The sequence below is a fragment of the Nonomuraea insulae genome, from assembly GCF_042656245.1.
Genome location: NZ_JBHSPA010000031.1, coordinates 420,166 through 423,049, shown reverse-complemented (window position 1 = coordinate 423,049; position 2,884 = coordinate 420,166). Strand labels below are relative to the sequence as shown.

At 68.4% G+C, this 2,884-nt stretch carries 1 protein-coding gene; it reads left to right on the top strand.

The genetic code is table 11. The annotated features are described in order from the left end of the window. On the top strand, nucleotides 1-2,872 hold a 2,872-nt coding region (locus tag ACFPZ3_RS29275), incomplete at its 5' end, for a CARDB domain-containing protein (RefSeq protein ID WP_379517472.1). Nucleotides 2,873-2,884: the final 12 nt, after the last annotated feature.

Here is a 2,884-nt window from a genome sequence, read left to right as displayed (position 1 = left end):
CTCCGAACTCGAAGTCTGGGGCAGCGCACCCGACAACCCCGGCGGCGGCACCAACCTCGCTCTGGGCAAGACCATGACCGAGTCGTCACACGTCCACACCTTCGTGGCCGCCAACGCCAACGACGACAACGTCCAGACCTACTGGGAGAGCGGCTCCTACCCGGGCACGCTGACCGCGCAACTCGGCGCCAACGCCGACCTCACCTCCATCACCCTCAAGCTGAACCCGGACGGCGCCTGGGGCCGCCGCACCCAGAGCATCCAGGTCCTCGGCCGCGAACAGAGCGCCACCACTTTCAGTAACCTGGTCGCCCAGGCCACCTACACCTTCGACCCGGCCACCGGAAACACCGTGACAATCCCGGTCACCGCCACGGCCGCCGACGTACGCCTGCAGATCACTGCCAACTCCGGCGCCCCCGGCGGACAGATCGCCGAATTCCAGATCTTCGGCACCCCGGCCGCCAACCCCGACCTCACCGTGACGAGCCTGACCTGGACGCCCGCCTCGCCGACCGCGACGACCGCGATCACGTTGTCGAGCACGGTCAGGAACGGCGGCACCGCGGCTTCCGCCGCGACCTCGGTCAACTTCTACGCCGGCGCCACCAAGGTCGGCACCGCCGCCGTGGGCGCGCTGGCCATCGGAGCCTCCACCACCGTGTCGGCGAACATCGGCACGAGGAGCGCCGGGACGTACCAGCTCACGGCCAAGGCCGACGAGGACAACAAGGTCGCCGAGCAGAACGAGGCCAACAACGCCTACACCGCGCCGACGTCCTTGGTCGTCGCCGAGGCGCCCGGCCCCGACCTGCAGATCCTCAGCGTCACCACCAGCCCGCCGAACCCCGCGGTCGGCGCGCGGGTCACCTTCAGCGTGGCCGTGAAGAACCGCGGCACCAGCACGACCGGCGCCACCACGGTCACCCGGCTCGCTGTCGGCGGCACCACGCTCGACACCCAGACGCCGCCGATCGCCGCGGGCGCGACGACCGACGTGGCCGTCAACGGCGCCTGGACCGCCACCAGCGGCGGCGCCACCATCACCGCCACCGCCGACGCGACCGGCGTGGTGAACGAGACCGACGAGAGCAACAACACGCTGACGCAGGCGATCACCGTCGGCCGCGGCGCCTCGGTCCCGTACGTCGAGTACGAGGCGGAATCCGCCGCCTACCAGGGCACCCTGCTGCAGAGCGACGCGCTGCGCACCTTCGGGCACACCAACTTCGCGACCGAGTCCTCGGGCCGCAAGTCGGTCCGGCTCAACACCACCGGCCAGTACGTCGAGTTCACCTCCACGAACGAGGCCAACTCGATCGTGGTGCGCAACTCGATCCCGGACGCGGCGGGCGGTGGCGGCATCGAGGCCACACTCAGCCTGTACGTCAACGGCACGTTCGCCCAGAAGCTCACCCTCTCCTCCCGTCACAGCTGGTTGTACGGCAACAGCGACGACCCGGAGTCGCTGACCAACACCCCGCAGACCGACGCCCGCAGGCTGTTCGACGAGGCGCACGCGCTCCTGTCGCGCTCCTACCCGGTCGGCACCAAGTTCCGGCTGCAACGTGATTCCGGAGACACCGCCGCCTTCTACATCGTCGACCTGATCGACCTGGAGCAGGTGGCGCCCGCGGCCGGCAAACCGGCCGAATGCACCTCCATCACCGAGTACGGCGCCGTACCGGATGACGGCAACGACGACACGACCGCCATCCAGCGGGCGGTCACCGACGACCAGAACGGCGTCATCTCCTGCGTGTGGATCCCGCCGGGCCAGTGGCGGCAGGAGAAGAAGATCCTCACGGACGACCCGCTGAACCGCGGCCAGTACAACCAGGTCGGCATCAGCAACGTCACGATCCGCGGCGCGGGCATGTGGCACTCCCAGCTCTACACGCTGACCGAGCCGCACCTGGCGACGGGCATCAACCACCCGCACGAGGGCAACTTCGGCTTCGACATCGACAACAACGTCCAGATCTCCGACCTGGCCATCTTCGGCTCCGGCCGCATCCGCGGCGGCCCCGGCGGCGCCGAGGGCGGCGTCGGCCTGAACGGGCGGTTCGGCCTGAACACGAAGATCAGCAACGTCTGGATCGAGCACGCCAACGTGGGCGTCTGGGTCGGCCGCGACTACGACAACATCCCCGAGTTGTGGGGGCCGGCCGACGGGCTGCAGTTCAGCGGCATGCGCATCCGCGACACCTACGCCGACGGCATCAACTTCAGCAACGGCACGCGGAACTCGCGCGTCTTCAACTCCTCCTTCCGCACCACGGGCGACGACTCGCTGGCCGTCTGGGCGAACCCGTACGTGAAGGACCCGTCGGTGGACATCGGCCACGACAACCAGTTCGTCAACAACACCGTCCAGCTCCCGTGGCGGGCGAACGGCATCGCGATCTACGGCGGCTACAACAACAAGATCGAGAACAACCTGATCTACGACACCATGAACTACCCGGGCATCATGCTCGCCACCGACCACAACCCCCTGCCCTTCTCCGGGCAGACCCTGATCGCCAACAACGCGCTCTACCGCTGCGGCGGCGTCTTCTGGGGTGAGGCGCAGGAGTTCGGCGCCATCACGCTGTTCGCCCAGAACAGGGACATCACCGGCGTGACCATCCGCGACACCGACATCTACGACTCGACCTACGACGGCATCCAGTTCAAGGGCGGCGGCGGGGCCATGCCGAACGTCGCCGTCACGAACGTGCGCATCGACAAGTCCAACAACGGCGCCGGCATCCTGGCGCAGGCCAGCGCCCGCGGCAGCGCGACGCTGACCGGCGTCACCATCACCAACTCGGCCAAGGGCGACATCGTCAAGGAGCCTGGCTCGAGCTTCGTGATCAACGGCGGTTAGGCCATGAGCGTG